Genomic DNA, 26128 nt, shown 5'->3' on the forward strand with positions numbered 1-26128 from the left:
CACCCACGCCCGAAAATCAGAAAACCCGCCAAACCGAAATCAAGATTCCTTCAAAGGTCGACCGGTGGATTCAGGCTAAGTCGAGAGGGTTGAGGCTGAGGGTGTAGGCGGGGAGCGCTACGCCCTGGAACGGTTGGTATTGTCCGGGGGTACCGGTCTTGAGATTGATCTGGGCGACGACGAACGCCTGGATGATGGTGTCGATCGTGTCCCACGCGGCGAGGTAGTCGGTGGCGGGGCCGGCTACGACGTGCACTTCCCAGAGCGGGGTGGGATCGTTCCAGGTGGCGAAGTCGAGTTCGGGGGCCGCGACGACGACGACGCCGTATCGGGAGCCGGACGGCACCTCGGCGGCGTTCATCGTGGCGATCGCTTTGGTGAGGCCGGCGTCGGTAAGTGCCGCCTGCAGGAGGGTGACCAGCGCGAGGCCTTGCTCGATCCGGGGGGAGGCCATCAGAGACCAACCACGAGGAAGGGGCGAAGCAGCGGGTAGGCGGCTGCCATGGGGTCGCGGTTCAACCGGAAGGGTTGAGCCTCGACCCCGTCGAATCCGGCGATGCCGTTGCGGCTGGCCTTGCGGTAGTAGAGGTCTGCGCCGACTTCGAGCACGGCCCGCGCGACGACAGCCACGGGAACGTTGAATGGGTTGGTGGCTCCCCCGATGAAGTTGGTGACGAGTGCGGTCGCTTCCGACTGGGAGGTCGTCGCGTAGGCGATGTCCTCCCCGAGGGCGTCGACGTACCACCCGATGTCGGTGGTAGCGGATGCTGTCTCGTCGGCCATGGTTAGACGGCGGTGGCGAAGTCGATGGCGAGCAGCGCGTCGGGGAACTGGCTGGCCGATGCGAGGTAGCCGTAAACGCTGTAGTCGTGGGTGAGGTTGCTGGCGTTGCCGTTCTCCAGCTGCGTCGGGCTTGCGGTCTCCCATGTGGTGAGGGCGAGCGGGTTATAGAAGGCGGCGGTGTTCGCGGCGGCCCCGGCGAGCAGCTTGAACTTGACGTTGGCGAGGGTGCCGTCAAGCGCCGTCACGTCGATTTCGCCGGTCTGGTTGACGCCCTGACCGTAGACGCGCATGAGGGAGTTGCCGGAGGTGTCCTCCAGGCGCACGAGGCGCTTGAACACGTCCTTGGATACGAGGGTTCCGGCCAGTTCGTACCCGCGGGTCTCGAACGTTTCGGAGGCGTCGATGATCAAGTCGAGCCAGTCGTAGGCGGTCGCTGCGGCAGCGAGGGTCACGGTGTTCTCGGCGGCGACGGCGGCGGTCACGGTCGCGTCGAAGATGGCGCGGACGGCGGCCTCGGTGGCGCGGGCATACTCGATGAGCATGGCGCGGAACGTGGTGGTGAGGTAGGCGGGGTTGGCGCGGTCGATGATCTGGCGGGGGACGCTGGTGTAGCCACCGTAGGTGTCCACGTCGGTCGATGCCGAGGTGAGGGCGATTTTACCGGTGAGGAGAGTGTTGCCCTGGGCGGCCTGTTTGCCGACCTGGGTGGTGTTGCTGGCCAGCTTGGCGTATTCGAGCGTCATGCCGGTGTCGGGCAGTGGTTCGCGGGTGAAGGTGTTGACAATCTTTCGGGTCTTTTCGACCAGGCGGATGGCATCGGCCAGCCAGACGTTGCGGGTGTAGTCGTCGGCGCTGGTCGATCCGGCATAGGCGAGGGAGAAGTCGCGGGCCTCCTGCACACCGGAAACGTAGGCCTTGACGAAGTCGCCGTAGGTGAGGTACTGCTGACCGGTCGCTACGGTGCCGGCGGCCGTGAACGCGGTCAGGCGGGTTTCGACGGTGCGGTCGAGGTCGGCGGTGTGGGCGTCGAGCTGGAGGGTGAGGGCGGCGAGGGTTTCAGGGTCCATGGTGATTTCCTTTGTGGTCGGGGCGGGGGCTGGCGTGGTGAGGTTGTAGATGGTCGTTGGGGCGGCGTAGGACGCGCGGACGGCGTCGGAGTAGGCGGGGATGGCGCAGAGGCTGACTTCGAGCAGCTCGGCCGCGTAGACGTGATATTCGCCGGTCTCGGGGTCGTAGAGGTATGCGCCGGGTTCGGAGAGGACCTGGATGCCGACGCTGAGTCCGTCGCGTAGTTTCTGGTCGGGGTGGGCCTCGAAGAGGGCGCGGTCGCCGGATTTGCCGGTGGCGACCTTGAACACGGCTTGACTGGTGTCGGCGGAGAGGCTGGCCATGTAGCCGACCGGGTCACGCGGGTCGTGGTCGCGGAGCATCTTGACGCGGGAGATAGGCAGGCGGGGCCGGAGTGCGCCCTCGTGGAGGATCAGTCGGCGGTAGTCATTGGTGGGCACGTCGAACACGGTGATCGTTCCGCTGATCGTGCGGGTCTCGGCTGACAAGGTGATGTTGGTGCCGTAGGCCATGAAGTGGATCGGGGCGTCGGTCATGATGTGGCTCCAGTGGTCGGGGCGGGGGTACGGGCTGGGCGGGCGGCGTAGGCGGCGAGCTGTGCGGCCGTGCGGGGTGGGAGCCCCTCGATGGCGCGGGCCTCCTCCTCGTCGTAGACGCCGGCATTGATCGCGAGGGCGTGGCCCTCCATGCGGGTCTTGGTGTCGGTACGGAGGAGGGCGTCGAGGTTGAACCGGGCGGTCTGGCCGCGCGGGAGGTGTCGGGTGATGGCTTCCTCGATTTCCTTGAGCGGTTTCATGAGCGAGAACCGGGCGTAGGCGATCCAGTCCTGTTCGACGTTGGAGTAGGTCTGGGAGTTGCCTTCGACGGCGGCGAGAAGCAGAGACGCGGGGACACCGAGCAGGCGGGCGAGTTGGGTGGTGGTGAACTGCTGGGTTTCGAGGAATTGAACGTCGGCCGGTTTGAGCATCAGCGGCGTGTAGTGAAGTCCTTGGCCCATGACGCGGAGGCGTTCGTTGAGGCGGCGCTGCGCGGGGTCGTCGGGATCGGTGCCGTCGGGGTTTCGCCCGTACCAGACGTTGCGGTACTTGGCGGGGTCGCCGGGGGCGAGTACCTGATCGGTGGTGAGGATGCCGTCGGGGGTTTGGCTGTCGGAAAGCCACATGGAGCCGTAGTCGCGGGCATCGATCGCTCCGCGCAGCTCCATGCGTGCGGACTGGATCGGGCCGAGGCCGCGCAGCATCCCGGGCACGCGGAGCAGCTTGAGGTGTTCGATGTCGCGCTCGGTGAGGGTTTCGCCGCGGTATCCGTAGCTGATCGCTCCGGTGCGGGGGTCTTCGCTGAGGGTGACCTCGTGCGGGTTGATCGGGAGCAGGTCGATGACCGCGCCGGGGTTGCGTGCGCTGACTCCGGCGCGGATGATGCGCCAGAAGGCGTTGCCGTCGGTGTAGAGGCTGACGATGGCGTACTCGAGGAATGCGGACCGCGACCAGGCGAGGTACGGGGTGGCGGCGAGGGTGTCGGCGAGGGTGACGCCGGAGCGTTCCACTCGGATGCTGAGTTGGCAGGCGGCGGTGGCGTGGATCTGGATGCCGCGGTAGACGGTCGAAAGCGACAGCGCCTCGGCGACGCCGACGTGAGCGTAGCGGGTGGATTGGCGGGGGTCGTTGGGGGTACTGGCGGTCGCGGCGGAGGTCTCGGCGGCGAGGGTGACCGTGGCGGGGTAGGCCAGGCCGAACCACTCTAGGACTTTCCGGCTGGCTGACATGAGAGCAACTGTGAACGTCACGGACACGAAGCACCTAACCGAGAGTCTCCCCGGGGCTTTAGAGGGCCGTTCAGGGCTATTCAGGGCCGCTCTAGCCGAGTTGCATTCCGGCGATTTCGGGTAGGTGGTCTACGCCGTAGGCTCCCAGCGTCCATGCTTCGAGTCCGCTGATCGAGCCGATTGACAGCCGCCGGCCAAACAACCAGGTACCGTCTCCGGTGAACCGTTTCGATGCGAGCTCGGCGGCGGATGTGAACGCGGGGTGTGGCTTGTACCGGTGGGTCGGGCCGGTCGGGTTCGTGATGCCGCTGACGGTGTTTTGGGTTGCGGCGATCACGTCGCCGGAGCCCAGTTGGAGGAGGTTGAGTTTGGCGCGCTCGGCGGCGTCGTAGAGGGCGGCGCTGGGGCCGTACTTGTCGATTGCGAACCAGGCGTCGGGGTAGAGGCCCTGGAGTTGTTCGAGCTTGTCGAGCGCCCACCAGGTGCCCGGTTGGTGGCCGCCGTCGACCATGGCCGTGAGGGAGGCCTCGCCGCTGCGGCCGTACTTGCGGGAGGCAACGATCGAGGTGTCGACGCCGTCGACGCCGGTCGCCACGCCGAAACAGACCCGGCCCGGCGTTGCGGGGGTCTTGTCCCACTCGGCGGCCTCGAACGCGGCTTTGGGGATGACTCGTTCGGTCGCTCCGGTGCGGCGGTTGCCGAACGCTCGGGCGAATTCGCCGGGTGAGTCGCGGAATTCTTCGCGGAATCGTTCGAGGTCGGAAAAGTCGAACAGGTGCCCGGCGCCGGGGTGCGTGGCGAAGATCAGGTCGAGGTCGTCGGGGTCGTCGTCGGGGCCGATGCCCCAGTCGAGGAATGCGGTTCGTTCGGCGGGGGTGGTCGAGCGGGCCTCGGCGAGCATGGCGTTGAGCGCGGTCGATTCGACGGTGCCCTCGGTCGACCAGTACCACGTTTGGGGCCGTTGGCCGGTTTTCATGCGGCGGGTGGTCATCGTCGGTTGGATGGCCTGTTTGAGGATCGTCGCGGCGACGATGGTGAAGAACCAGAATTCGTCTACGTCGACTTTGTCGCCCTGCTTGCCGTGCAGCGCGTCGGCGGTCGGCGGGAAGGGCCGGAACTTCGAGCCGTTGAGCAGCTCCAGCGCGGCGGACCCGTTGGACCGGCGCGGGGTTTTGGCCATGCCTTTCAGGGTGGATTCGCTCCACACGTCGGCCATTTCGAGGAACTTCTCGGTGGCGTGTGCGCCGGATTGGGCGGTGTACCAGGCGCGGCGGTTCTTGGTGAGTAGGGCGTTCTGGATGCTCGTGGACAGGGCCAGTGTTGTCTTGCCGGCCTGGCGGGGAACGGTCGTCAGGATGGTCGAGTAGTAGAACAATCCAGTGTCCGGCTCGACCTCCAGCGCTACGTCGGCGTCGTAGCGCTGCCAGGGGAGGAATGGGGTGCCCTGTTCGGCGGCAATCGCGGCGGCGTGGCCTCCGTAGGTTGGGCGGCTATAGTTCCGTTTCGTGGTCCCCTGGCGGGGCGTCGGCATCCGCTGGCTCGGACTCGAGTATTGGACCTCTGGCAAAGCCATTGAATAGCCGTTCTGTTTCGGGGGTGAGGGTGCCCAGGCCGCCGGCGTCGGTCTCGCTCGGGTCGAGCTGGTTCATCATGGCGAAGAGTTGCCCGGCTTCGTTGGCAATGGCTCGGCCTTTGGTGTTGCCCTTGTCGATGCTGACGGCGAGGGCAATGCACAGCTGTTTGATCGTGCGTCTGGCGCCGGTGAGCTGAGCGGCAACCTCGATTTCGGCGATAGCTGCCCGGGTCTCAAGCTCGGTCGGGCCTTGGCCGTAATTCCCGGTCAATCCCTGCGAATCCGCAGTGATTTGCAGGTCAAACAGGGTGCCTGTCTCAGTCATTTTCGGGGCCAGAATTTTCTTTTTTTGGGGGGTTGATGGGGAGAGGAGGACGGTGGACACTGGGGCGTCCAGCGTGCACGGGCCAGAAAAACGGGCCGTCTCGTCGTCGGCCTCACCACGGATCGACGCCCTCGGCGACCAGCTCGGCCGCAGCGGCAGCCTCGACAGGCAGCCTCGACTCCTCGGTGTCGGGCTCGCCGTAGATGGCGTACCACCTCGCGACATGGGCGAGCATGGAGGCTGGCCGCTCAGCGCGGATGCGCTGCTCGACGATGGCTCGGCCTGGGTCGCACGTGATGATCTGCCAGCCGAGCTTGCGGTAGTCGGCGAGGTCGTCGGGCCGGGGCACAGCATGGATCACCCAGACCGTGACACGTTCCCGGAGGCGGGTGGCTGCATGGATGGCTGCTGCCCTGGTCTTGCTGGCCACGTGTCGCACATGGTCGGGGTAGGTGTGCGTGAGGGTTGGCGGTATGGGCATGAGTGCGCGGGCGATGGCGTCCATGTCGACGGAGAGGTCGCTGGGCTTGGCGTGCTTGGCGATGTAGGTGGTCTTGCCGCCGGCAGGTGGGCCGATCACGACGACGACGGATGCACCGAACCCGGCTATCACGCGGTTCTGTCGCTTCGAGTTGCAGTGCTTGCAAGCTGGGCGGTAGTTCTCTAGAGTGTCCTCGCCGCCGTGGCTGTAGGGCACCAGGTGGTCTTTGGTGGTGGCTATGCGGGTGCAGCCCTTGAGCCTCAGGTGGCAATCGCGCCCGTAGGTGTCGAGCACCAGCTTGGTCATGGCTACCCCGGCACGACCGCCACGGTCACCCACGAGACGCCGTTAGGTGCACCGTGGGCGCTGCTCGGTTGCCCTCGCACCAGCGGTGCACGTCGAGCCACGCATAGCGCACGGTGCGGCCGACCTTGATGTAATTCGGGCCCTTGCCGGCCTTGCGCATCTTGGACAGTCGGTCGACGGTCACCTGGAGCCACTCGGCGACCTCGGCCGGCGTGGCCAGCGGCATCTTCGCGGCCATCAGCTCGCCACCCAGACACAGCACGGTTGGCGAACCGATACCGTGGAGTCATGCTCAACAACATCGATACCGCGCCAATTGCCCTGTACGCCCTGCTGGGGGTGACGGTGTACGTGATCGGTTTGGTACTGACGCTGATGATCTCCTACGCGATCATTCGCGGCGCTGTCTTGAGCGCCCTGCGCAAGCACGCGGAGGAAGTCAAGGTCGCGGCCCGCGCGGCGTCGGTCGGCCCCTACCAGCAGTAGCCACACGGCCCACAGAACAACCCCGACCGGGAGCGCAAACCAGACCGGGAGCGAGTCGACGGGGGTCATTCGACGCCTCCACAGTCGATGCAGTATCCGTCGCTGTAGCTGCATGGCGAGTTATCACGTTTGGGGCAGACAGCGAGGGCGACCTCGGTGGGAAACCAGCGCTCGATCAGCACCTTGGAGTACGCGCTTTCCGCGCTCTCCAACAGGGCCTCACGAGCTGCGAGGGTGGCACCCCGGCCCCGGGATGCGGAGAGGATTTGCGTAGCTGCTGTTCGCAGGTCGACGGCTCGCGATGCGCCTTCATGGTGCTTGGCCTCGGCGTTCAATGCCTTGTAGATCACGACCATCCGTGTTTGGATGCTCGCTTTGCGGAGGTCGGCGGGGGTGGTCATTTGGTTCTCCGTGCTGCTCGTGATTCGTGTACCTGGTCCATGGCGTGGGCCTCGCTGAATAGGTGCCAGAACGCTGTGTACTCCGCCTGCTGATCGGTGGTGAGCGCCTGGCGAGGCGGTCCATAAAGGCCAAGGTCAACACACCGACGACCGTTGATGCGCTGGAGCCGTTTCCAGTGCTCGCTGCGCATCAGCACGTTGGTTCCAGCTGCTCGGTGGCCTGCTCGTTGGCGAACGCGAGGGCCTCATCGAACGTCGGGAAGAATGCGCCTACCTCGGTGCTGATGCACGTGGCGAACCAGCCGAGGCCGTAGCCCGGTCCTCGGCCCGTCCCAGCCCGCTCGACGCGCCAGCGTTGACCTTGCGCTTTCGGTAACGTCGGCGAGGTGTGTGTCGTGGTCATTGTGTTGCTCCAGTCGTTAGCTGCATTGAAACGATGACGATGGCGAACGCGAGGATGATGGCCGCGTTAGTCAGCCAGAGGATTACCGTGAGCTGGTCGGCGAGCCGTTCGGACCGGATCGAGAACCGGTGCCGGGCGGGTGCCTCGTAGGTGCGTCGGCGACTCATGACGCGGTCTGCTGCCGGGGCGGGCGATCTCCGCACACGGCGCAGCACGTGCCGTCTGCCACCAGCTCGTGACGCCGCTTGAGGCGTCCGCAACCGACCCAGTCGGGTCTCGGTGCGGCAGACGCGCCAGCGTCCCGGAGGGAGTCGCCGGAGGCGTCCGTGTTGCTCTCGCGCTCATGCGCACGTTCAGGAACAGTACTTAAGTCTTTAACTGTTAAGTAAGTAGTTCTCTTAGTTCCTAGTGGAACCTCATATGTCGCCCCGTTTGTCGCCCCGTGAAAATCCCCCCATTCAGAGGCCTCCGGGCAGGGGATGGGGTCGCCGTCCTCGGGCATCGGTAACTCCGGTCGACCGAACTCACGCTGCCACCCAAAGTTCAGGTCGTAGACGACGGGGCGGCGGTCGGCCCTGATGTGCGAGAGGGTGCGTTGATCGCCTTTGTGCATTAGTTCAGCGGCCTCCAACTCACGGTAGGAGCGCTGGATACTCCGACGGTCGACACCGAGTTCGGCAGCGACCTCCCAGAGGTTGCGGTACGCGCTTGAGCCGTCCTGACCCGCAACGTTGGCGAGCTTGAGGAGCACGCGGGTTGCAAGGGGCTTCATAGCGTCGTACGGCAGATTGTCCAACCACTCGGCAGCTTGCCAGCTCAATGCTCAGGCTCGGCATCCTCGGGAAGGAATAGAAAAGCGCCGCGCAGCCCGGGCAGCTGATAGGCCGGCGTGAGCCGCCCCTCAGACACTTGACGCGAGATGGCCGACGGCGTGAGGCCGCGACTTTCAGCTAATTCTGATGTCGTAATGAGTTGGAGCATTCCCCTAGAGTCTCACAAGGTTAGATATTCTGACAACTACTCGATACGGCGTGTTGCATATTCTCACTACCTTGTGAGAGACTCCACGAATGACGATGACGATGACCCGAAAAATGGCCTTGCAGTTCACGCTGGGCGATCGAATGAAGAAGAGCTTGAAAGTCGCCCAGGTATCCCGGTCCGAGATTGCGCAGTTCATGAAGGTCGCCGAGGCAACCGTCAGCACGTGGATGAACGATGGGCACGCGCCCTCGCACCAGACGCTGATGCTCTGGGCCATGAAGACGGAAGTTGACCTGGTGTGGCTGGAAACGGGAAAAGAAGAAGCCCCGATCGACGCATTGTCGACCGGGGCTAGTGTGCGCCCGAAGGGATTCGAACCCCCAACCTTCTGATCTAGGGTCGTGGTTTTCGCCACTATTCAATACCGATCGGCAGTGTTCAGTTTTCTCCGTCTGATCAGGCTTTTGTGTACTCCCGTTGCCAATTGCCGCACTGGTCCGGGAGCCCCATAGTGGCGAACGCAATGTGGCGAATGGCGGGCCAAAGTGGCGAACCGTCTTCACCTACCGCGACGGCGACATCGCCAGCTACCCTCACGCTTACGGTAGCAAGCGCTTGATTCAAGCAGTGCGCCCGCCAACATCCGGAATTCAAGACCCGTGCTCTCCTCCGTGTAAATGCGGATGTCGCCTTCCGTATTTTTATGAAATATGCAGTGATGGTGCGGGGACGAACGTGGAGATCGTCTGGCGCACGTTGGCCGACGCCGCGCTGGACGATCAACGAGACTGGGCCAGCATCGGCGCTATCGCCGACGCGGCTGCCGTAGCGCCGTCCACCACTCATCAGGCGCTGGGACGACTTCTCGACATCGGAGCCGTTCGTGCCAATTCGCGTCGCGGTTACACCGTCGTCTCTCCCGAAAAACTTCTCGAAGCCTTCGCCGCTCACCGCAACCTACGTGCCGACACGATGGTGTCAACAACCCTTCCCGCTACCCAAAACCTCCTTGACGAGGTCGACTACGCACTGAGCGGCAGCCGAGCAGCCGTCCACTACCTCGGAGGGCGCAACACGGTAGCCGATCTCGGCCGACGGATCGTCTACACCGCCCAAGCACTTGCGCAGGCTGACCTTCCTATGGGCGATGAGGTCATCATCCTCTCCGAAGATCCGGTCGCGGCACGCACCTGGCGATCCGGATACGCCAGCCTCGCGCAAACCTACGCCGACCTGTGGGCGAGCCCAGGATGGCAAGCCGCCGAGTTCACCGGTGCGCTGAAAGTAAAACTATTCGCCGACGCCGATTGGGAGCAACGCACCAGTGCCTAACCTCTACGAAGACGGGCACGGAGTCATCCACGCACTCGTCGACCGGCTGGGTCACGACCTCGAGCCGTCGATTCTCATCGGCGGGTGGGCAACGTTCGCTCGAGTCGGAGGCGAAATCAGCCTCGACATCGACTTCATCACCTCCCAGGAGTGCCTCCACAAACTCGAACCGCTGATGACAGACCTCTCGCCCAGCAATAACCACCAAGGACGAAAGCTCCGGGCAACGATCGACAACGGTCACCTCGACATCTACCGGCCCTACGAATCTCAACTCGGTGGCAAGCTGCGGCTGAAAGTAGAGGTGCTCGCCGAATACCCCGACGAGCTCTCGTTCGAGAAGTGGACCCTCCTGCGCCTCGAGGCCCACATCGCGACCAAGATGGCGGCACTCCTCGACCGGCACTTCTCCGAGAAGGGCCAGAAGGATGCTCGTGAAATTCTCGCGCTGATGAAGCTTGAAGGTGTCGAGCCAGCAATCGCCGCCGAGATCCTCCACCGAGCCTCCACCGTGGACATCCAAGACCTGCCCCCCATGATCAATGGCGCCTTCGACTTGATAGGCAATGTCATCCGATTGTCAAAGACCGACCAGAAGCTCGTCACCACAGCAAAGAAATCATGGGTGCACGAACTGCAACTGCGCGCCTTGTCCCCGCAGTCAGAGCGCCCCCGGCTGTGAATGTCCGTCCTCCAAAGCCAGCAGTTCTGCAGCGGACTGGTTGAGCTGCCGCGGGCCAACACATTCGCATCGGCACCGCTGAGCTCCACGCGGTATCCGCTCCCCCACGTCCCGAGAACTCGCATCCGCCAACCGCCCGCAAGGTTCGCCTATGACGGCGAAGGGGAAGTCGGCGCCCACATCGACACAACCGATCAAATCGAGGGCAAACGCCTTCGACCATCACTGCATCCGCGCCAGCGCCCCTTCGGCCTCCCACCACAGCTCGGGTTGAGCCGGTAGGCGTCATAAGGTCAAGTTTGAAGACTGGCCACCAGCTGAAGCCCCTTGAGCTTGAAGGACTTGGTTTCGATTCCTTTGATGGTGTCTCCGAGGAGCCGGTTCAGAATGTATGTGTGGGCATCGGTGACGGTGAAGGTGGGCTGGCCGCGCCCCCCGGAGGCTATCCGTGAGTACTCACTACCGAGGGACTGAAGGAGGGTTTTCATGTGATCCGTGGACAGGTCCTCGCCGCGGCTGTGGATGAGTGCGACGACTTGACCAGTGTTCGCTCCAGACGTTCGGAGCGCTTCGAGTAGCTCGTAGGAGAGTTGCCAGCCGGTTTCGATCAGCGTGTTGGCGATGTCGAAGGCTTCTTTGCGGGTGGCTTCGGCGAGATAGGAGCGAAGATCTGATACGACACCTCGGCGGATGTCGAGTTGGATCGAAGGCCGTCGAAGCAGTGCGGGAACGTGACCCGGGGTGAGGATGCTGGGCGAAGCGAAGGTTGCGAAGTTTCTTGATGCTTCGATGGTTGCGGCAAGGGTTTTCCAGTCGATCATGAGACGTTCGTCGAACGTGGAGGCGTCGTCGGGCACCAGGTGGGCGCGTATCAGCTTCGCTATCAGATCGCCGGATTCAGGTTGGATCCGTTCTGTGGGGATCGTTTCAGGAGCGATGCTTCTTGCGATGCGGATTCGTACGGTGACAGAAGGAAGCTCTGAACGTGCGTTCAGAACGGCCAGGGCTACATCGAGTCGATCAGGTGCGGGGTACGTTTCCCACGTGGTGATCTTCTTGGCCTTGTTGAGCAAAGCGGCTAGGGAGGCGTCGAGCCCGTATTCCGCAAGATAGGTGGAGACGTTCTCGAACGTGGGGTCTGTCCTGAGGTGGGCTGCAAGGGACGGCCAGACTTCGGAGGGTACGTCGTCGAGGCGTGGGACCTGGAATCGGGCGTCAGTTTTTCTGACAACCTCGTCAACGAGTGTCGAGCTCGCGCTTTCGACGATATCAATGAGGATGGCTGTGAACGCCTTCGGGTCGGAGACCATCAGAACCGAGTTCGGCGGTGTCGTTGCGAGGGCGAGGAAGGCGCTCAGCTGCTCGATCGCGTACTGGTAAAGAGCCGTGTCCTTGCGGAGAGTGTCAAGGGCGATAGGCCCCGAAGGGATGAGGATCCGCAAGTTAGGTTCGGTGAGTGAGAACAGGTGCAGTTCCACGGCGGTTTTGCGTGCGGTCGCGTTGAGTGGTGCGAGATCGGTGAGTGTGGCGCCGGCGGCTTTGACGACCCCGAGGACGATGTGTGCTGCTTTATCGGACGTCGGTTGTGTGACCGCATCCATGCGATAGTACGTCGCTTCGATTATCGATGCGACCTCGTCGTCGGTTTCGTAGTGTGAGTGTGGCAGTGCGCCGAGAACGGCGTTGATCGAGTCAGTCTGCGAGTCGGTGCCGAGTCGCGGGGACGCAATGTACAGGAGAACCCCTTTCCAGTGGGGTGCCATCGCTGCGAGGAGCGCGTTTGGGTGGGCACCATGTGAGGTGTAAGTATCCAGGAATTCCTGCTCTTGTTCGTCGAGGCGCGACAGCCGATACGCAACAGCCGAAGCTGCCTCGGGCCGGTGTGAGAGAAGGTAGTCAAGGATGCTGACGTTGAAGATGCTGGCGTCGTTGAAAAGATCAGCGACGTCGCTCGTAGCAGCACCCTGCTCTCTTAGGATCTGCGCAACCTCGTCTTCGCCGATCTCGTACGTCATGTCGGGCTCGCCCGGCTCTATGCACCGCCGGATGTACTCCATCGCGTCCGGGCCGAGATGATTGCCGTAGTAGCTGGCCGTATAGAGCGCGAAGTGGGATGTGAGGAAGCCATGTCGGACCATCTCACGCGCTAGGTCGGATTCCAACGTCGCATCGATGACGCTGTCGAAGGAGATGCTCTTGGCAACGGGAGCACCCGTCGAGTCGTTTAGCGCGAAAGGAACGGGGTTGACAGCGAGCTGTGCTTCCTTAGCGAGCGTCTGCCACGTGTGGTGCCGAAGAAACTCGAGATCGTACTGGGCCTGACGAATATTCGCGTCGATCTTCGCCAGGTCAGCAGTCTCCCAATCGTCATCGTTGATGGTCGTCCGAAGAACCTGGCTGAGCTGGTCTGTGGAGAAAGACAAGTCGATGGCCGTTTGGTATCGACTTACCGGGTTATGCAGTCTGATGGTCTGCGAACCTTCCGCAACAATTTGCGCCCAGACGTTCGGTTCCTCCATGTTTGCGCCTGTCGCGGGCGTTTGGAGCTCCACTGTTGCCTGAGGGTTGGAGGCTTGCGCTGCCGCGCGCAGAAGCCCGGCGAATTCCTCAAGTTGTCGGCCCAGTCGTCGAGCTCGCGCCTGTGCCGTGGACTCCTGCCTCCGCAACTGGCGCAGCTGCATAAGTCGTGTTGTGCCCGCCGCTATGTTCTCCTGAACGAGGGCTCTCCATACGGAGTACAGCAGATCGAGTGAGCTCTCCCGGTGCCGGATTTTCTCAAAGTCCGCAAGGTGAGTGTTCTTATAGAGAACAATCGCAAACACCAGGTCGTCGTCGATCCCCGGGATCCGGTTCTCCGTGACAATGAGCCGATTTCGGTACACCTCGAATTCATTTCGAATGTTGTGGATCATTCGCATATCGGCCACATGCCGGGCGGCGAGTCGGATGAGCGTTGGATTGATCTCGAAGTCGTCGCTCGCCATTGCACCGGACATGATGTCTCGAGCGTTATCGGCGCTGACGAATGGAACCACTGGGATGATGACGTCGAAAAACTTGGTGCGGCTCGCCCTTTTCAGAGTCGATTTAGCGCGGTCGGTCACTGGCATAGGGTCTGTGGGTGGCTTGACTTCGGCTTGGGATCCGATCTCTTCGAACACGCTGTCCCGGATCGCGTAGACGAAGACGATTCGCCGCCCGATCTGTGTCGATTCATTCAGGAGGCTGTTGAGTGCGCGCAGGGTGTCGAAGACCTGCACGTCCTCGAATCGGTCAATGTCCTCGATCAGGACGATGTCGCGGCGACTTGCTTGGAAAAAGTAGACAATTTCGTCGAGGTACTCGTCGAAGTAGGTTTCGGATTGCTTCGACAATGTGATCGTCGCCGGTCCAGTTTGCACGGAGGCGCTCAGCGCAGGCCGACCTCGCACGATGACGAGCACGGTCCAAGTTGCGCCCACCATGGAAGCCAGGAGTAGCCCGTACGCGACCCATTGCCGCCAAGGAATGGGAAGGAGCGCTTCGACAAGTGATTGGATGAGGCCGAGGCCGAACAGGAGAACGAACGCTGCGGCGCCTCCGATGCCGGCGATCACCCAGTCACGGCGCTTATCCGGCACGCTGGCTCGACGGAATCTCGATTGTGGCACCTTGCTGGCCGGAAGACGGTAAAGGAGCTGCTTGACGAGTTCCTTCTGGATCTGGTTCGTGCGAGACAACACCCCACCCGAATAACCGGTGTCCGGAACATCCGATGCAATGGTCGAGAGCGACAATTCGACCACTCGACGACTGTGTGTGTCCCTGAGACTGGACAGGATGCTGCTCTTACCCGTTCCATACGCACCGGTGAGAGCGATGTTCTTCGTTCCGTCAGTGTTCAGCGCTCTCAACAACAGGTCCGCGTACAGCTGGTGCTGATCACCGTCGAACTGGGGTGCCAAGCTCCTGATATACAGGTTCCCACCTGCCCCATGACCAGACCCGGGCAGAGGAGGTAATACGTTCTCGGACATGCGTTCATCGTATGGTCGGAAATCACCCCGCATGCACGAGGCGCGATATGCACGACGCAGTCGAGCACGGCTGGGCACGCGCTGAACGGGTAGGCCAAATTTGCAATCGATCTCAGGCCGCTGTCTCGCAAGACAAGCGTTGCCGCCCATCTCGTCGTCGCGACGCCGGCACTGCCTGGCGTCACGAAAAGTCGCGGACCGGTGATTCCATCAACTATGTCTCGCAGGTTGCTGGTTGGATGGACCTTTCCATCGTTACTTGCGAGTCAACCTGAGGTGGTCTGGAAATTCACAGACGCGCGACTACTTCTTGGAGAGCAGCTTCGCACCGTCAGGTCGCTGAAGTTGAAGGCGTCGCAACACATCGGCGCACCAGCCCCTAACACGTAGGGCTGCAGGGTCTTCACAGATCAACGTCAATGGAATCATCAAGGCCAAGCAAGCATGCCCAATCGACATGGGTCAGGAGCTTATAGAGATCCGTACGCGCAGCATAAGCAACAACGTCGCCCTTGAACCCAATCGGTGGTTCGGCAAATTTTGACCAACTCTGCTCGATCAGGCCGTAGACGAATTCGGTGGGCGCGGCCGAGATTCGACCCCGCAGCACGATGTTCAGCGAAATCTCCGGATCCCTCCAATAGTAGGGAGCATCCTCGTCATTGTCGAGAACGTCACCACGGAGAGTCTGCAGGAAATCACGGTATTCGACCACGACCCACCGACCCGCATGCGATCCCGGCACCAGTGTTACTTCCCCCGCCAGTAAGGCAGCTTCCCCTGGAGCATCGAAAGTTGAACCAAAGTATTCCTGATTCAAGAGGGCACGGATTTGAAACCCTTGCTCCCACGGAACGGGCGACGACTTTAGAACTTCAAGCTTTATCTCTGGTGATGTTTCACTGAAATGCAACCCCCCATCGGAGCTGATGTCCATTGGGCCTTGTTGTGCAACATCGTCGAAGAAGCCTGTCGATGCGACGTAGAAGGTATAGACCCGTTGCTCGCCGTGAGCATTAGGATCTTGGTCATCTCCAACGTCCTCGGTAACACGAACGTAATCACCCGGCTTCACAAACCACGTTGACATTAGTCTGGCCCTCCACAGACATTCCCACCTGGCCCAGTCACTGAGCTCACCTGATTGACAGTGCATGTCGGAGTGCTTGATCCCACTCATCGAAGCGTTGCACGCTGTCGCGGGCGGGAAGGGGCGCGACCCGCCACACAACCCGTGCGCTCACAGTGCTCGAATAAATGGCGCATGAGTGCTGAATCTGCCCGCCGCGGTCACGCGTCAGGGACCATTCCGTCTCGTCTTCTCGCGTGAGGGTTACGGTAACGCCGTCGTTATCGATGTCGACGCACTCACCAATGGCCATGGCTGGTCCCTGAATCATGCTGGCGATTATAGGCTCCTTGACACGCGAAGCTCGTCTTCGGGACAAACGGGGTTTCCCCGATCCTCTTAGATCAAAACATGACGGCTTGAGAAAGTCATCGCGTCAGGGTTTTTCTGAGGGCCGAATCAGCCGGTGTCAAGAAATATTGAAACACGCCGTGTCTGACAGACGTTCCAACTGAGCCCTGACGTTCCGTTGGGGGTACACGCTATACCGACACATCGAACGCCGCGGCCCTGCTAGGCCCACCAGGGTCGGTCCTGATCGAGCAGGACGACAATTGGGGAAGCCGGCTGGCGAACGCCGCTACTCCTCCGAGGCCCAATGCTCGAACTGGCCACCATGAACGACCCCATCGGCATCATCGACGAGGCGGTGGTTCTCCCCGAACTCACCCCCGCATAAAATAGAAAAGCTGAACCGCACTGTGTTGACGACGATGACCAGCAGGTAGAGCGGCTTAGCCTCCGGCGAACCAAAGGAGCATCATGAGCGACACGAACGCACGACGGTTCCTCGATGCATTTCATGCGATAGAGCAAGTTCTCCGGGAGCGTTCCACGAAGCCGTTCACTAAGAATGAAGAAGGGTTCAGCAACCTCGTTCGTGATTCTAAGGAGCTCACGGAAGGGCAAAAGCAACGACTCCGCCAGTACTCTCGCCTTCGCAATGCGATTGTACACAACCCATACGAAGATGGGCTCGTTCCAATAGCCAGTCCCCGTAATGACGTGGTGCAGTGGATGGAGGCGCAGGCCATAATCATTGAGCGCCCGCCGTTGGTGAAAGATGTGCTCAAGCTCCGAGACCCACAAGTGCTCTCCGAGGATGACGACGTGAGCATATTCTTGGCGCTTGCTGGAGAGCCGACAAACTTTTCACAAGCACCCGTCCGGGATGTGAGCGGTAAGCTGCGGCTCATCACGACCAACTCTGTTGCACGATGGGTCGCAGAACAGTACACGCCGGGCATGGGTGTTGTGTTGGACAACGCGCGCGTTCGCGATTTCACGAGGTTTGCCGAAGACGGCGACAGGCTCGTTCTCAAGCCGAGAGACCTGCGGGCAGTAGAAGCCGCACGAATCTTCGGAGGGAGCGCCGGCAACCCTCCGGCGGCCATCGTCCTAACTGAGCACGGCAAAGATTCCGAGACTCCATTAGGGATGTGCGTCCAGGCCGATGTCGCTGCGCTACTGCGTAGCCTGGGCGTTTAACTGCCCGGAGCGCTCCTCGCACTCGCGTCCTGTTCAGTTCAGCGTCTGACGCCAGAGTTTTGCGATCGTGCCCCGATTGTCACGGCCGCCGACATTCAGACACGTTGGCCGCGAGTTTTTAGACGAAGGGGTTTCGTTCACGGCTTCTGAGCAGGATGCGCGGCAGATGCGAGATCAGTCGCCGCGGTCTCGGAATCCACCGTTTTAGCCACGGCCGTTCGAGCCTCTCAATAATGGACGCGTCGAACGTCGAAGCCCTCAGGAACACAGCCAAGCCCGAGCACCCAAGAATCTAAAGCCGCATGGGCGGCCGTCAGCGTCAACACCTGCCGGCGCTCAACCACGACGGTGTGCTCCCCGCCGAACACTGCGACCATCTCTGAACTCCCACCAGGAATCCCGAGTATCGCCATCGCGTTCGTATCTCCAGCGATCGAAAGCTCCACGGTGCAGGCGTCCGGTTCGCCATAGACCTGAAACCAGCGCCCCGAGCCCGTATCGCCACAGACCGCCCACGGGAGTCCGGTTCGGGCGTTGACGACGGACACGAGATCGTGGAGAAAAACGGCCGACCACGCCGTGTGCTCGATCGGTGTGTGCGCAGCCGTCCACCACCAGCTTCTCTCCTCAGGCATCACGTCGAGGAGCGCCCCGAGCTCAGGGTCAAAGGTGAAGTTGAGGAGGGCAAGCGATCCAGTCGTCGTAGTCATGGTCGCAACATGCGCGGAGGACGCCGCATATTTTCCGGCGTGCCAAAGGCAAAACGGACCACTCCCCCGTCAGATCAACGCAGCTCTGAAAACGATTTTTGCCACGCGGCGCGAACTCTGCCGGGCAAAATCAAATCCGGCCATACCCTCAAGCACAAGTCACAGTTCATGAGCGCGAGGTCTTCCGCATCATTGAGCGCTTCCCGCATGATCGCGGCATACCAGTCCATCACCGACGCCGGATCGTCCAGCCGCACCGGCCGCCGACTCGACCAGGCCTTCGAGAGAATTGGCCACCCAGATGCTGCGAAGCTCCCAGTAGCTCGGACGAACGCCTGGCGGGACAGGATGCGACCTGTCATATATCGCCGGGATTCTCCTAAGACCATCATGCGCGGCGGCACCTGGGCTGCCGCGCATGACTTCAACATGAAACCCCGGCCCGCTGTCCTCTATGCCTATGCAATTGCCACGAGCCGGGACGAGCTGGTTTTCTATGCACTCCACGTGGACGGCTCGGCTTCTGCGTCCGTTCGCGCCGGCGCGGCCTGGGAACCGTGCACAGGCGCCTTCTTTGAAATCGGGTCACCGGCCATCGTAGCCTTCGAGCGCGGCACCTTTATAGGTGAAAATGTCCTCGAGAATGCGGTCAGAATCCTTGGCCCTCAGCAGCGGGCCGCGTCGTGACCTACGAATCGCACATCACGGCCAAGACCCCGGTCGGTGAATATTTGGTGCAGTGCGCCAGTCGCCCGCTGGTCCGGGTCCTGGTGGGCCCCGGCGGCCTTGGCCGTGCGTTCCCCGAGCCCTGGCTTCGGCCAGCGCCGGAATGGTCGGGAGAGTACTTGGACCAAATGCTGATCTCGGTGGGCGACCACTGGACGATGACAGCCGAGGGGCGCAGAGGCCCAGTCACCGTTCCGTGGGGGCGGGTGCTTTCCATAGAGGCTGTCGCACAGACGGTCGAAGTGCTCCTGAATGGCTCCCCGTTTGGCCAGTATCGGGTTTTCAGTTTGAAGGAGCACGTGGTCGTTTGGCTGAACGGCGATGGGGCGCGAGCGGCGCGCGCACCAGCGCTCGAAACAGAGGGAATGGAATTCCGAGGCGATGGGCGCGCCCACGAAACTTCAAGCTTTGCCTTTGCCGTCGGGGCACGGGGGTCGCTCACATGGGCCGGTCTCGACCCGGACGAAGGCGTTCCCGGTTTCTCGATGGAAGCCCCCGCGTATCGAATCGACTGGATCTCGCCCGTACAAATGCGTCGACAGCCGCTCGATCGGTAGGTGACGGTCGGCGGGACGCCGGGCGCCCGGGCGCACAGAAATCCGTTGTGGATGTTCGCAACGCCGGCGGTGCGCCCAGCTCTTCGGTAGCCGACGGTGCGCCCAGCGCTTCGAAGCCCTGATGCGCCCGGATGGTTGAACGGCGCGTCCCGACATTCGGCAGCACCGTGTGCGTCAGACGATATTCGGCGCGCCGCCACCTCCGACCAACCCTGTGCCGCGCATGCAAGGTCCATGACAATCACAGCCCAGCCCACCGTCGAACTTTTTCGCATCGTCACGACCACGGAGGTGATCCTGGTCGTCCGCAACTGGGTGACGGGAAAATCCATCGCCTCCCCTAACGAAGACGTCCCCTACGCAATCGTTGATGCTGTTCGCCTGGTGCCCGGAGAGGCCGCGTCCGTCACCTTCGTCGACGTCGACCATGCCGACCAGCCGATCTCGTTCAAGGGCGGCATCGTCAAGTCCATCGATCGCCACCCCTTTCTCGGGGTCTAGGTTTAGCGGCGGCGAGGGTCGCCGAGCCATTCCCACACCCCGGTCTCGAGGTCGAAACTGGCCACGTTACCCAGCTCGCCGTCGCAGGCCAATGAATAGACCCGCGTTCCAGTGGTGGTGACCGTTTCGTCTTTGACGTGGATGTGGCCGTGTATGAGGATCTCCGGTTTTACAGCCTCGAAGAGGCGCGTAATTCGTCGACGACTGACGGCGCTGTAGGCGAGCTCCGTTGAGTTCCAGCCCATCGGGTTGGCGCCGATTATCCGTTCGACAAGCGGGGTGCCGCCGTTGATCGTCTCGTGAGTCAAAAGGACGTCGACGGGGCCCCCGGCGATCGCCTGGTCGACTTCAGCGTCGGTGGCCACCTCCTCGTAAAACCACGTTTGACCCGGGACCCGATCCGAAAAGTCCAGCGAGGCCGCTCCGCCGAAGCTCAGGAACGACCGTCCCGCAAGCGTGAACCGGTAGCCTCGCGGCATCATGAAAACCGTCTCGGAAACTTGCGCGATGCCTCCCGGGTTCTTTCCGAACTCAGAATTCAAGTTCGTCCAGTGCTCGTGATTTCCGGGCGTTACTAGGAGTCGTTCGATGCCTGCACTCTTGCACCAGAAGTCGACCGTGCCCAGAAACCCTTTGCCTCGGATCGGCGGCCAGAAGCCGAAATCGCCCGCTTGCAGGACCGTCCGCAGGCCTGAGATCTTCCGAGCTACGTGCGGCAGGATCTCGCCAGTCCATCGGGTGTCGCCGTGGATGTCGCCAAGTACAGCGACCACTTTCTCGTCGGGCAACGTCAGATCATTAGTCATGCACCCATCATGCGCGGCACACGCCGTGTCAGGGTGGCAGGCCGGAGGTCGGGACGAGTGGTTGGGTGCCGCGCATGGGATTGGTGAGTGGATAAGGTGAACATGGACGACGACTTCTTGACGTTTTTCAGACCAGAGTTCAATCACGTCCTCGATATCAGGAAGACCCCCTCCGGCTGACTGATCCCGATCTAGGTTCCGACCTCCTCCGCGATGCCGCGAAGCGACTTGTCAACGTGTACGCGCAGCGCCTGGACCAGGCCTGGGTCGAGGGCAATGGGTGACCCTCGCGCGTTTCCGGAAGCACGAGCGGCTTGCGTCGCGTACAACGCTGGTGATATCACTCTCGATGAACTTACCGAGCAGCTATGCGCACTCCCGATCCTCCAGCAAGCACCGCTGCCAGACGCAGCCTGGTACATACTCATCAGTGATGGACCGATCAGCAGATTTCAGGAAAGCCACCAGGATCGGCTGGTCACCGGCGCAGAATACGAACATGTCATTAACGCGATGTTGGATGCCGGGCATGAAGCCTGAGGGGTATTGAGCCAGAGGTACCGCACCGAGATTCTCCGTGTGCGGAGCGGCCCGATGCCGGTGTGGGCACCGGGCCACTCCGCAGGTCACCCTCTGGGTGCCATTGGGCTACCCCTCGTTGTCGTCGTGCTCCGCCACAAGCTCCCTGAGCACTCCGAGGGCCACCTTCCATTGGCTACGAATGGACGCCGTTGACGCGAACGTGAAGTCAACGCCCAGCGATACTCCCGTTCGGTCATCCGTCAGCGACCGGTACTCATATAACTCATCGGTGTGCACGGTTACGCCTTCAAAAATCAGCTCATCCTCCGCCTCATCGATCTGCTCCGAGAAGGCCACGGCAACTTCATGCTGCCAATCCGCGCTGAAATCGGCGCTGCATTCGAGAATCTGCTCGATGCGATCGAGCGCTTCCGCCGTACCTTCACGCTCGTCTCGGCGGTAAGCGAAAACGAGGAATCCAATGCTATCCAAGCAGTCTGCAACGACACCGTTCTTTGCCTCTCCGGAGAGAGGGGCCGGGAATTCGAACCTGCTCGTGCACCCATCTCGCTCATCGAAAGTCCAGGTGTTCATGTTGTCACGGTGGTTTCTCCAGCTCGTGACCTCGCCCGTGCGCCAATCAACTTCAAATCCGTCCTTGTAAACGGTGCCGAAGCCATCCCGCTCGAGGTCGGCGTCGTACGCATGGAAATTGTTCGTGACGGAGGACCTGAAATCTGGTTGCCTCCTGACCTCGACGGGAAGACTCGGTGCCGTTGGACCGTCGCTCGTGCAATCGGGTTCTGACATGGTCAAATTCTTGGTCGGCGCAACCCGCGCCTGAGGGTCGAGGCCGACTCGCCCGAAGGGCTCGATCAAGATGACCTCAGCCATGACAGAGACGAGATTAGCGGCCATTCTTATTGCAGACATGTGTGGTTTTCCTTGTGGGTTCGTGTGGTGAGGCCACCCGGTGGTGGCTCCAGTGGTGCTTGGTGATGTCATGCGCGGCAGGCAAGCGCTCTGGCCTTCGCAAGGATGAGGCAACAGACGCGGCACCAGCTTGCGAGGTGAATCGCCCCGAGATTTCGGGCAGTCCTGTCCCTACTGTCAACGCGAAGTCAGGCTGGGACGGCACCCGATACCAGTGCCGGCGCATCCCCGCCGGCGCAGACGAGCGGCTTCGCGCGCAACGCCGACTCGGCCTCACCCGTCGACAAGGGAGCCGGGCAGATTCTCCGGAGCAGATGACGGCCCGATGCAAGTCCGTGGCGAGGACTTCTGCTTGCCCGGCTCGTGCGATGACTCGTGTCGCCTGCTGGCGAATAGATGCGTTCCGCAGTCGAAGTTGGGCGCGCTGCGTTGCAGACGTGGGCCCTCGTTCGTCAGTATCAAGTGGCGAACACGAACCCACGCACCGCTGCGCTCGCCTTATGCGTCCTGACCCTAGGCGGGAGCACTCCCGTCGTGGTCCCACGCTTCGTCGGCGACCAGAGTCCCAAGGAGCTGGTCGAGGTGGACTGGGACCTTGCGAATGTTGCGTCCGTTCCGCTTGATGAGGACGTCGTGGCGCCCCTCCTTTTGTCCGGCTTCAAGGTACCGAGGGTGAATCAATTTCTCATTCCACAAACTTTTGAACGTCGTCACTGCCGAGGAACCAGCCGGGATAACCGTGGGGTGGTACTTCTGGGCTACATCAAACGAATTCCTCGCATTGAGAAGTACTGCATTCAGGTCGCCGCCTCGTGGGTGATGTAGAAAACCGATGGCTGAGCCCAGGGGATGTGCCTTCCCGTCGCCGTCAGTGCGCCAACCAAGTGCTCGATTTTCAATGGTGTTCCCTATGGGGAAAGGAGGCTTCGATGCGTCAGTGAAGTTCTCGATGTGCGCGTAGCCACCGGCCAGCGTATCTTTCAATGCCTCGAGCACGGCCAGCCCAGGACTCTGTTCACTCTGGCTCTGGAACGAGGTCGACACCATGCGCGCAACGCGAGCCGGTAGGGAATCGAGATTCTCGGGGTCCAGCAGGCGCAGCATGCCTGCATCACCGACCAGCCCGGCCAGGATTGTCAGCGGCACGAATCCGAGCATCAGGTCTACGGCCATCTCGACGTGCCGGGCGTCAGACTTTCCCTCGATTTTCACCGTGGCCATAATCGTGGTGGCGAGTCTGAAGTAGGAGGCGCGATAGGACTGCGTGACCTCGTCCCCAGCACGGTTGTCGTCCAGTCCGGCACTGGGACTGCGGTCGATGGAGTCAATCATTTCCGTCCAGGTCGATACCGATGCCAGATGCTGGAAGGCCTGCACTCCTGCTGCCATCAACCGACCCGGGGCGCGGTTGTCATCTCGGAATCGGTCCATTCGTTGCCGGGCGTCGTCGCTTCGCAGCGAGCTTTGGCCCAGGTTGACGATAACGGTCCGGTCGCGCACAGAATTAATCGTGTGCGGGTTTTCGGCGGTCACGAGGAGCAGCGCGTGCGGTACGAAGACCTCGCGGGCCTTCAAGTCCACCCCCGAGCGCCGCTTGGACGACTTGTTGAAGACCGCCCGAATGATGTCGCCAATCTTCGCCAGTTCGAGGGCGTATAGGCGTTTGTCGGGTGAAGGCGCCAAGTCGTCCATCACCCAGACGTTCGATTGTGCAATCGCCTGCTCAACCCCCGTGGCGGTATCTTTCATGGAGCCCGGAAGTTTCTTCGCGGTCCAAGTCCCTATTTTCTGGTGGAATGAGAGGATTTGAGAAACGGTCCAGCTCTTCCCATTTCCTGGGGGTCCTTGAAAGTAGATGACCGTGGTGCAGTCGATAGGCACTGCCGGGCGCAACCCCGCGGCCATCACCACAGCCGCGACATTCACGTCCGTCCACGGCGCAAGGTCGACGTAGTGTTCCCGCAGTGACCGAAGGTCGTTTCTGACCTGGTCCCGCCACTCATCCGAGTCAACGACTCCGTGCGTGGGTGGAAGGCTGAAACTCGATGCTCCAGGAAGCACATTCTCAGTGACCCCGGCTATCGTTTTCCCGCGGTCCGCGTCATTGAACGCCAGCACGGTTCTTCCGGAAATGAAACTACAGATGTTTGAGTTCTCAGCGGGAACATATCCCATAGTGGCCCACGACACGACGTGCTGGACGGGCACATCGGTGTTGTCCTTGATGGCCGAAAGCCATTTTCCGGCCGGCGGCCACTCCGGGTGCATCAGTACGGCATTGGGAATGCTGGCATTTCGTTTGTCCCATTCCTGGGGCGGATACATCAGCAGGGCGGCGGGGCCCGTCACGACTGCACGCTCAGTTTCCCCGTCCTGATTCAGCCATTGGAGCTCGATGCGGCAGGTTGACCGGGCCCCCTCATCGGTCTCGTCCATGCCGGCCCCGAAATGAGCGGTCCGCACCTCCTGCAGTGTGGGCCCCCGGTGAGTTTCAACCGCGATAATTCGGCCGCCGATATTAAAAGCTGTCTGCCACTCGTTGGCTCTAGAAGCGTCCGCGTAGAGTACTGACGCGAGCACCTCGACTGCGTTGCCATCATCCGTGACCCGCCAGGTCCCGACTTTGACTTCGCTGCGGTTCCGCAGCGGCGGGACGGGCATCTCATCTCGACCGCGGTCGAGCAGGTTGTGCCACGTTTCACCACTCGCCAAGTAGTCAGCCAAACCATATTTCACCATCGGGCCTTGATTCGCACCGGGCATCGGCACCGACAGGAGAGCGTCGAGTTCGTGGTCCAAGTCGGGCTGGAAACTGACGAGCTTCACGGTCGCACCGGCACCTTCAGCGAAAGTCCAGAGGCCATTCGTATATTTCCAAACGCTGCGCCCGTTGTCGACGTCGCCTTCAACCGCAAGGAGAACTTCGCGGCCGGCCAAGCTCCACGCCTCCCAGGCGTGACTGCCCTTCCCATGGCGCACGTGGTCGAGCGACAGGATTGTCACTCGTTCTGATGCTGGAATCTGCATCATCAACGAGTGGAGCGACCGAATCGCATCCGCGCGGGTAGTCTCTTCCGGCACTTCTAGGGCGACGTCATCGATGCCGTTGGCGCGTAGCAACGCCGTGAGGGCTGCATCGCCGTTCAGGATGCCCTCGGTGACCAGGATGCGAGGAGAACGCAAAAGCCATTCCTTGGGGGTGCCGGGATTGGCATCTAGGACTGATTCATTGCCCTGCACGAACTCGAAGGACAGAAGTTTTCCGGCCGAAGTAGTGACGGGGGCACTTGGGCGAATTTGAATCGACGAGTAATACGGCGTGCGTCCTTCACCGTGAGCGACGCCCACCAGGTCAGCTGAATACCAGGGAATGACCGTCGTGTCGCCGCGTACAGCAGCACCGTTGAGTTGGCGGTATGGCCGGGATATCGACACTCCGATGCTGTTTTGCTTGGCGAACTCGGGAACGTCGGGAGCTTCGAGGGTCACGTAACCGCGCGCTGCGGCTACCAGGGGTGCGATTCCGGAAGTCGCGAGTACTTGCGCGCCGGATTCCCGCACGTTGGGTAGATAGGAATCGGCTGCCCAAGCCGAGCGGGAAACTGTGGGCCGTGTTTGAGTGTTCATAAGGTCTCTATGCGCAAACACTAAAATCGGCTGGAAAGCGGCGAAACACCATCCGAACGGGCAATCCATTTGCCCGCGGAGATGCATTGCAATCCGGGCACACCACGCCAGGATCATTCACCGTATCGCCGATCGACAACCAACCGGGTGGCCAACCCCGCAACCTCAGGATCGCAACTCGGAGCGACCGACTCGCAAGGAGCGGCGGTCGCCGTTATGGTGCACACGGTTCCCTTACGTCGCCGATTAGTCCTCGGCGTCGATTACCCGGATTACCCGAGGTAACCGGAGCTCGGTTACTTCAAATTCCGCTGAATCACTGGAATCCAAGGCCTAATTCTTCCTTAATTACCAAATTACCAATATTTAAGAGGTATAGATAGATAGAAGAGGAGAGATGGGACATCTCTTCTGCCTATGGTGTCCCTCCTGCTTCTACTACTCTATTGGCGCTATAGTTTGGTAACCTCGGTAATGCGCTCATAAAGTCGCTCGATATGCCGTTTGATCAGGTATTTACAAAT

The 26128-nt window shown here is 61.6% G+C and carries 28 protein-coding genes; 9 read left to right on the forward strand and 19 right to left on the reverse strand.

Going from position 1 to position 26128, the window contains the following annotated elements:
• Positions 1 to 70: 70 nt before the first annotated feature.
• The 8 genes from CXY71_RS14160 to CXY71_RS14195 form a co-directional block, all read right to left on the reverse strand.
• Positions 71 to 454, reverse strand: a complete 384-nt coding sequence (locus tag CXY71_RS14160; protein WP_104136573.1) for a hypothetical protein — start codon at positions 452 to 454, stop codon at positions 71 to 73.
• Positions 454 to 783, reverse strand: coding sequence for a hypothetical protein (locus CXY71_RS14165; RefSeq protein WP_104136576.1), 330 nt, complete (start codon positions 781 to 783; stop codon positions 454 to 456). The genes CXY71_RS14160 and CXY71_RS14165 overlap by 1 nt, the downstream gene beginning before the upstream one ends.
• 2 nt (positions 784 to 785) lie before the next feature.
• Positions 786 to 2387 (reverse strand): HK97 family phage prohead protease, encoded by a 1602-nt coding sequence (locus CXY71_RS14170; protein ID WP_104136579.1) that lies wholly within the window; start codon positions 2385 to 2387, stop codon positions 786 to 788.
• Positions 2384 to 3637 carry a phage portal protein gene (locus CXY71_RS14175; protein ID WP_146072829.1) on the reverse strand — a complete coding sequence of 418 codons (1254 nt, stop codon included), beginning with the start codon at positions 3635 to 3637 and terminating at the stop codon, positions 2384 to 2386. The genes CXY71_RS14170 and CXY71_RS14175 overlap by 4 nt, the downstream gene beginning before the upstream one ends.
• Positions 3638 to 3707: 70 nt before the next feature.
• Entirely contained in the window at positions 3708 to 5147 is a 1440-nt protein-coding gene (locus CXY71_RS14180) for a hypothetical protein (protein ID WP_104136585.1), read from the reverse strand.
• Complete coding sequence (locus tag CXY71_RS14185; RefSeq protein ID WP_104136588.1) at positions 5107 to 5514, reverse strand: hypothetical protein; 408 nt, start codon at positions 5512 to 5514, stop codon at positions 5107 to 5109. Before CXY71_RS14185 ends, CXY71_RS14180 begins: the two co-directional genes overlap by 41 nt.
• 112 nt (positions 5515 to 5626) lie before the next feature.
• A complete protein-coding gene (locus tag CXY71_RS14190) occupies positions 5627 to 6301 on the reverse strand; it encodes an HNH endonuclease (RefSeq protein ID WP_104136591.1) in 675 nt (224 codons plus the stop codon).
• Positions 6302 to 6326: 25 nt separating this feature from the next.
• Positions 6327 to 6539 carry an AlpA family transcriptional regulator gene (locus tag CXY71_RS14195; protein WP_104136594.1) on the reverse strand — a complete coding sequence of 71 codons (213 nt, stop codon included), beginning with the start codon at positions 6537 to 6539 and terminating at the stop codon, positions 6327 to 6329.
• A 50-nt stretch (positions 6540 to 6589) separates the two neighbouring features.
• Here CXY71_RS14195 and CXY71_RS14200 point away from each other — a divergent pair, with 50 nt between their 5' ends.
• Positions 6590 to 6787 (forward strand): hypothetical protein, encoded by a 198-nt coding sequence (locus CXY71_RS14200; RefSeq protein WP_104136597.1) that lies wholly within the window; start codon positions 6590 to 6592, stop codon positions 6785 to 6787.
• A gap of 65 nt (positions 6788 to 6852) precedes the next feature.
• Here the strand turns inward: CXY71_RS14200 and CXY71_RS14205 are convergent, their stop codons facing one another.
• The 5 genes from CXY71_RS14205 to CXY71_RS20730 form a co-directional block, all read right to left on the reverse strand.
• Complete coding sequence (locus CXY71_RS14205) at positions 6853 to 7188, reverse strand: hypothetical protein (protein ID WP_104136603.1); 336 nt, start codon at positions 7186 to 7188, stop codon at positions 6853 to 6855.
• A 190-nt stretch (positions 7189 to 7378) separates the two neighbouring features.
• Positions 7379 to 7591, reverse strand: coding sequence for a hypothetical protein (locus tag CXY71_RS14215; protein WP_104136609.1), 213 nt, complete (start codon positions 7589 to 7591; stop codon positions 7379 to 7381).
• Positions 7588 to 7758 carry a hypothetical protein gene (locus CXY71_RS21160; RefSeq protein WP_158253102.1) on the reverse strand — a complete coding sequence of 57 codons (171 nt, stop codon included), beginning with the start codon at positions 7756 to 7758 and terminating at the stop codon, positions 7588 to 7590. The genes CXY71_RS14215 and CXY71_RS21160 overlap by 4 nt, the downstream gene beginning before the upstream one ends.
• A complete protein-coding gene (locus CXY71_RS22685) occupies positions 7755 to 8363 on the reverse strand; it encodes a helix-turn-helix domain-containing protein (RefSeq protein WP_368665891.1) in 609 nt (202 codons plus the stop codon). Before CXY71_RS22685 ends, CXY71_RS21160 begins: the two co-directional genes overlap by 4 nt.
• A 44-nt stretch (positions 8364 to 8407) precedes the next feature.
• The gene (locus tag CXY71_RS20730; RefSeq protein ID WP_146072831.1) at positions 8408 to 8572 is read right to left on the reverse strand and encodes a hypothetical protein; all 165 of its coding nucleotides are present in this window, start codon (positions 8570 to 8572) and stop codon (positions 8408 to 8410) included.
• Between the two features lie 89 nt (positions 8573 to 8661).
• Here CXY71_RS20730 and CXY71_RS14225 point away from each other — a divergent pair, with 89 nt between their 5' ends.
• The 3 genes from CXY71_RS14225 to CXY71_RS14235 all read left to right on the forward strand — a co-directional run bounded on the left by CXY71_RS14225 (position 8662) and on the right by CXY71_RS14235 (position 10589).
• Positions 8662 to 8967, forward strand: a complete 306-nt coding sequence (locus CXY71_RS14225) for a helix-turn-helix domain-containing protein (protein WP_104136615.1) — start codon at positions 8662 to 8664, stop codon at positions 8965 to 8967.
• 343 nt (positions 8968 to 9310) lie between these two features.
• Complete coding sequence (locus tag CXY71_RS14230; protein ID WP_104136618.1) at positions 9311 to 9907, forward strand: hypothetical protein; 597 nt, start codon at positions 9311 to 9313, stop codon at positions 9905 to 9907.
• Positions 9900 to 10589, forward strand: coding sequence for a hypothetical protein (locus CXY71_RS14235; protein WP_104136621.1), 690 nt, complete (start codon positions 9900 to 9902; stop codon positions 10587 to 10589). Before CXY71_RS14230 ends, CXY71_RS14235 begins: the two co-directional genes overlap by 8 nt.
• Before the next feature lie 293 nt (positions 10590 to 10882).
• Here the strand turns inward: CXY71_RS14235 and CXY71_RS14240 are convergent, their stop codons facing one another.
• Positions 10883 to 14755 carry a hypothetical protein gene (locus CXY71_RS14240; RefSeq protein ID WP_368665887.1) on the reverse strand — a complete coding sequence of 1291 codons (3873 nt, stop codon included), beginning with the start codon at positions 14753 to 14755 and terminating at the stop codon, positions 10883 to 10885.
• A 253-nt stretch (positions 14756 to 15008) separates the two neighbouring features.
• Positions 15009 to 15695: a hypothetical protein gene (locus CXY71_RS14245; protein WP_104136627.1), complete on the reverse strand. Its 687-nt coding sequence runs from the start codon at positions 15693 to 15695 to the stop codon at positions 15009 to 15011.
• An 801-nt stretch (positions 15696 to 16496) separates the two neighbouring features.
• Here CXY71_RS14245 and CXY71_RS14255 point away from each other — a divergent pair.
• Positions 16497 to 17222: a hypothetical protein gene (locus CXY71_RS14255; RefSeq protein WP_104136633.1), complete on the forward strand. Its 726-nt coding sequence runs from the start codon at positions 16497 to 16499 to the stop codon at positions 17220 to 17222.
• A gap of 227 nt (positions 17223 to 17449) precedes the next feature.
• Here the strand turns inward: CXY71_RS14255 and CXY71_RS14260 are convergent, their stop codons facing one another.
• The gene (locus CXY71_RS14260) at positions 17450 to 17932 is read right to left on the reverse strand and encodes a hypothetical protein (RefSeq protein WP_104136636.1); all 483 of its coding nucleotides are present in this window, start codon (positions 17930 to 17932) and stop codon (positions 17450 to 17452) included.
• A gap of 9 nt (positions 17933 to 17941) precedes the next feature.
• Between CXY71_RS14260 and CXY71_RS14265 the strand changes: the two genes are divergently transcribed.
• From CXY71_RS14265 to CXY71_RS14275, 3 genes are all read left to right on the forward strand, one after another.
• Positions 17942 to 18619 (forward strand): hypothetical protein, encoded by a 678-nt coding sequence (locus CXY71_RS14265; protein WP_146072832.1) that lies wholly within the window; start codon positions 17942 to 17944, stop codon positions 18617 to 18619.
• Complete coding sequence (locus CXY71_RS14270; RefSeq protein WP_104136642.1) at positions 18616 to 19215, forward strand: hypothetical protein; 600 nt, start codon at positions 18616 to 18618, stop codon at positions 19213 to 19215. Before CXY71_RS14265 ends, CXY71_RS14270 begins: the two co-directional genes overlap by 4 nt.
• Positions 19216 to 19449: 234 nt before the next feature.
• Positions 19450 to 19716 (forward strand): hypothetical protein, encoded by a 267-nt coding sequence (locus CXY71_RS14275; protein ID WP_104136645.1) that lies wholly within the window; start codon positions 19450 to 19452, stop codon positions 19714 to 19716.
• Positions 19717 to 19718: 2 nt separating this feature from the next.
• Here the strand turns inward: CXY71_RS14275 and CXY71_RS14280 are convergent, their stop codons facing one another.
• Positions 19719 to 20669 (reverse strand): metallophosphoesterase, encoded by a 951-nt coding sequence (locus tag CXY71_RS14280; RefSeq protein WP_146072833.1) that lies wholly within the window; start codon positions 20667 to 20669, stop codon positions 19719 to 19721.
• 129 nt (positions 20670 to 20798) lie between these two features.
• Here CXY71_RS14280 and CXY71_RS14285 point away from each other — a divergent pair, with 129 nt between their 5' ends.
• Complete coding sequence (locus CXY71_RS14285) at positions 20799 to 21062, forward strand: hypothetical protein (protein ID WP_104136651.1); 264 nt, start codon at positions 20799 to 20801, stop codon at positions 21060 to 21062.
• A gap of 108 nt (positions 21063 to 21170) precedes the next feature.
• On the opposite strand, the gene CXY71_RS14290 is transcribed toward CXY71_RS14285, so the two are convergent.
• The gene (locus CXY71_RS14290) at positions 21171 to 21977 is read right to left on the reverse strand and encodes a hypothetical protein (protein WP_146072834.1); all 807 of its coding nucleotides are present in this window, start codon (positions 21975 to 21977) and stop codon (positions 21171 to 21173) included.
• 513 nt (positions 21978 to 22490) lie between these two features.
• The gene (locus CXY71_RS14295; protein WP_146072835.1) at positions 22491 to 25604 is read right to left on the reverse strand and encodes a hypothetical protein; all 3114 of its coding nucleotides are present in this window, start codon (positions 25602 to 25604) and stop codon (positions 22491 to 22493) included.
• Positions 25605 to 26128: the final 524 nt, after the last annotated feature.

The organism is Cryobacterium sp. Y62 (genome assembly GCF_002929785.1).
GTDB lineage: Bacteria > Actinomycetota > Actinomycetes > Actinomycetales > Microbacteriaceae > Cryobacterium.

Excerpts from the sequence above, each read along its gene's own strand:
- CXY71_RS14160 (WP_104136573.1), bottom strand. The coding sequence starts at position 454 with ATGGCCTCCCCCCGGATCGAGCAAGGCCTCGCGCTGGTCACCCTCCTG.
- CXY71_RS14165 (WP_104136576.1), bottom strand. The coding sequence starts at position 783 with ATGGCCGACGAGACAGCATCCGCTACCACCGACATCGGGTGGTACGTC.
- CXY71_RS14170 (WP_104136579.1), bottom strand. The coding sequence starts at position 2,387 with ATGACCGACGCCCCGATCCACTTCATGGCCTACGGCACCAACATCACC.
- CXY71_RS14180 (WP_104136585.1), bottom strand. The coding sequence starts at position 5,147 with ATGCCGACGCCCCGCCAGGGGACCACGAAACGGAACTATAGCCGCCCA.
- CXY71_RS14185 (WP_104136588.1), bottom strand. The coding sequence starts at position 5,514 with ATGACTGAGACAGGCACCCTGTTTGACCTGCAAATCACTGCGGATTCG.
- CXY71_RS14190 (WP_104136591.1), bottom strand. The coding sequence starts at position 6,301 with ATGACCAAGCTGGTGCTCGACACCTACGGGCGCGATTGCCACCTGAGG.
- CXY71_RS14195 (WP_104136594.1), bottom strand. The coding sequence starts at position 6,539 with ATGGCCGCGAAGATGCCGCTGGCCACGCCGGCCGAGGTCGCCGAGTGG.
- CXY71_RS14200 (WP_104136597.1), top strand. The coding sequence starts at position 6,590 with ATGCTCAACAACATCGATACCGCGCCAATTGCCCTGTACGCCCTGCTG.
- CXY71_RS14205 (WP_104136603.1), bottom strand. The coding sequence starts at position 7,188 with ATGACCACCCCCGCCGACCTCCGCAAAGCGAGCATCCAAACACGGATG.
- CXY71_RS14215 (WP_104136609.1), bottom strand. The coding sequence starts at position 7,591 with ATGACCACGACACACACCTCGCCGACGTTACCGAAAGCGCAAGGTCAA.
- CXY71_RS21160 (WP_158253102.1), bottom strand. The coding sequence starts at position 7,758 with ATGAGTCGCCGACGCACCTACGAGGCACCCGCCCGGCACCGGTTCTCG.
- CXY71_RS22685 (WP_368665891.1), bottom strand. The coding sequence starts at position 8,363 with ATGAAGCCCCTTGCAACCCGCGTGCTCCTCAAGCTCGCCAACGTTGCG.
- CXY71_RS20730 (WP_146072831.1), bottom strand. The coding sequence starts at position 8,572 with ATGCTCCAACTCATTACGACATCAGAATTAGCTGAAAGTCGCGGCCTC.
- CXY71_RS14225 (WP_104136615.1), top strand. The coding sequence starts at position 8,662 with ATGACGATGACGATGACCCGAAAAATGGCCTTGCAGTTCACGCTGGGC.
- CXY71_RS14240 (WP_368665887.1), bottom strand. The coding sequence starts at position 14,755 with ATGGGCGGCAACGCTTGTCTTGCGAGACAGCGGCCTGAGATCGATTGC.
- CXY71_RS14245 (WP_104136627.1), bottom strand. The coding sequence starts at position 15,695 with ATGTCAACGTGGTTTGTGAAGCCGGGTGATTACGTTCGTGTTACCGAG.
- CXY71_RS14255 (WP_104136633.1), top strand. The coding sequence starts at position 16,497 with ATGAGCGACACGAACGCACGACGGTTCCTCGATGCATTTCATGCGATA.
- CXY71_RS14260 (WP_104136636.1), bottom strand. The coding sequence starts at position 17,932 with ATGACTACGACGACTGGATCGCTTGCCCTCCTCAACTTCACCTTTGAC.
- CXY71_RS14265 (WP_146072832.1), top strand. The coding sequence starts at position 17,942 with ATGCGCGGAGGACGCCGCATATTTTCCGGCGTGCCAAAGGCAAAACGG.
- CXY71_RS14275 (WP_104136645.1), top strand. The coding sequence starts at position 19,450 with ATGACAATCACAGCCCAGCCCACCGTCGAACTTTTTCGCATCGTCACG.
- CXY71_RS14285 (WP_104136651.1), top strand. The coding sequence starts at position 20,799 with ATGGGTGACCCTCGCGCGTTTCCGGAAGCACGAGCGGCTTGCGTCGCG.
- CXY71_RS14290 (WP_146072834.1), bottom strand. The coding sequence starts at position 21,977 with ATGTCTGCAATAAGAATGGCCGCTAATCTCGTCTCTGTCATGGCTGAG.
- CXY71_RS14295 (WP_146072835.1), bottom strand. The coding sequence starts at position 25,604 with ATGAACACTCAAACACGGCCCACAGTTTCCCGCTCGGCTTGGGCAGCC.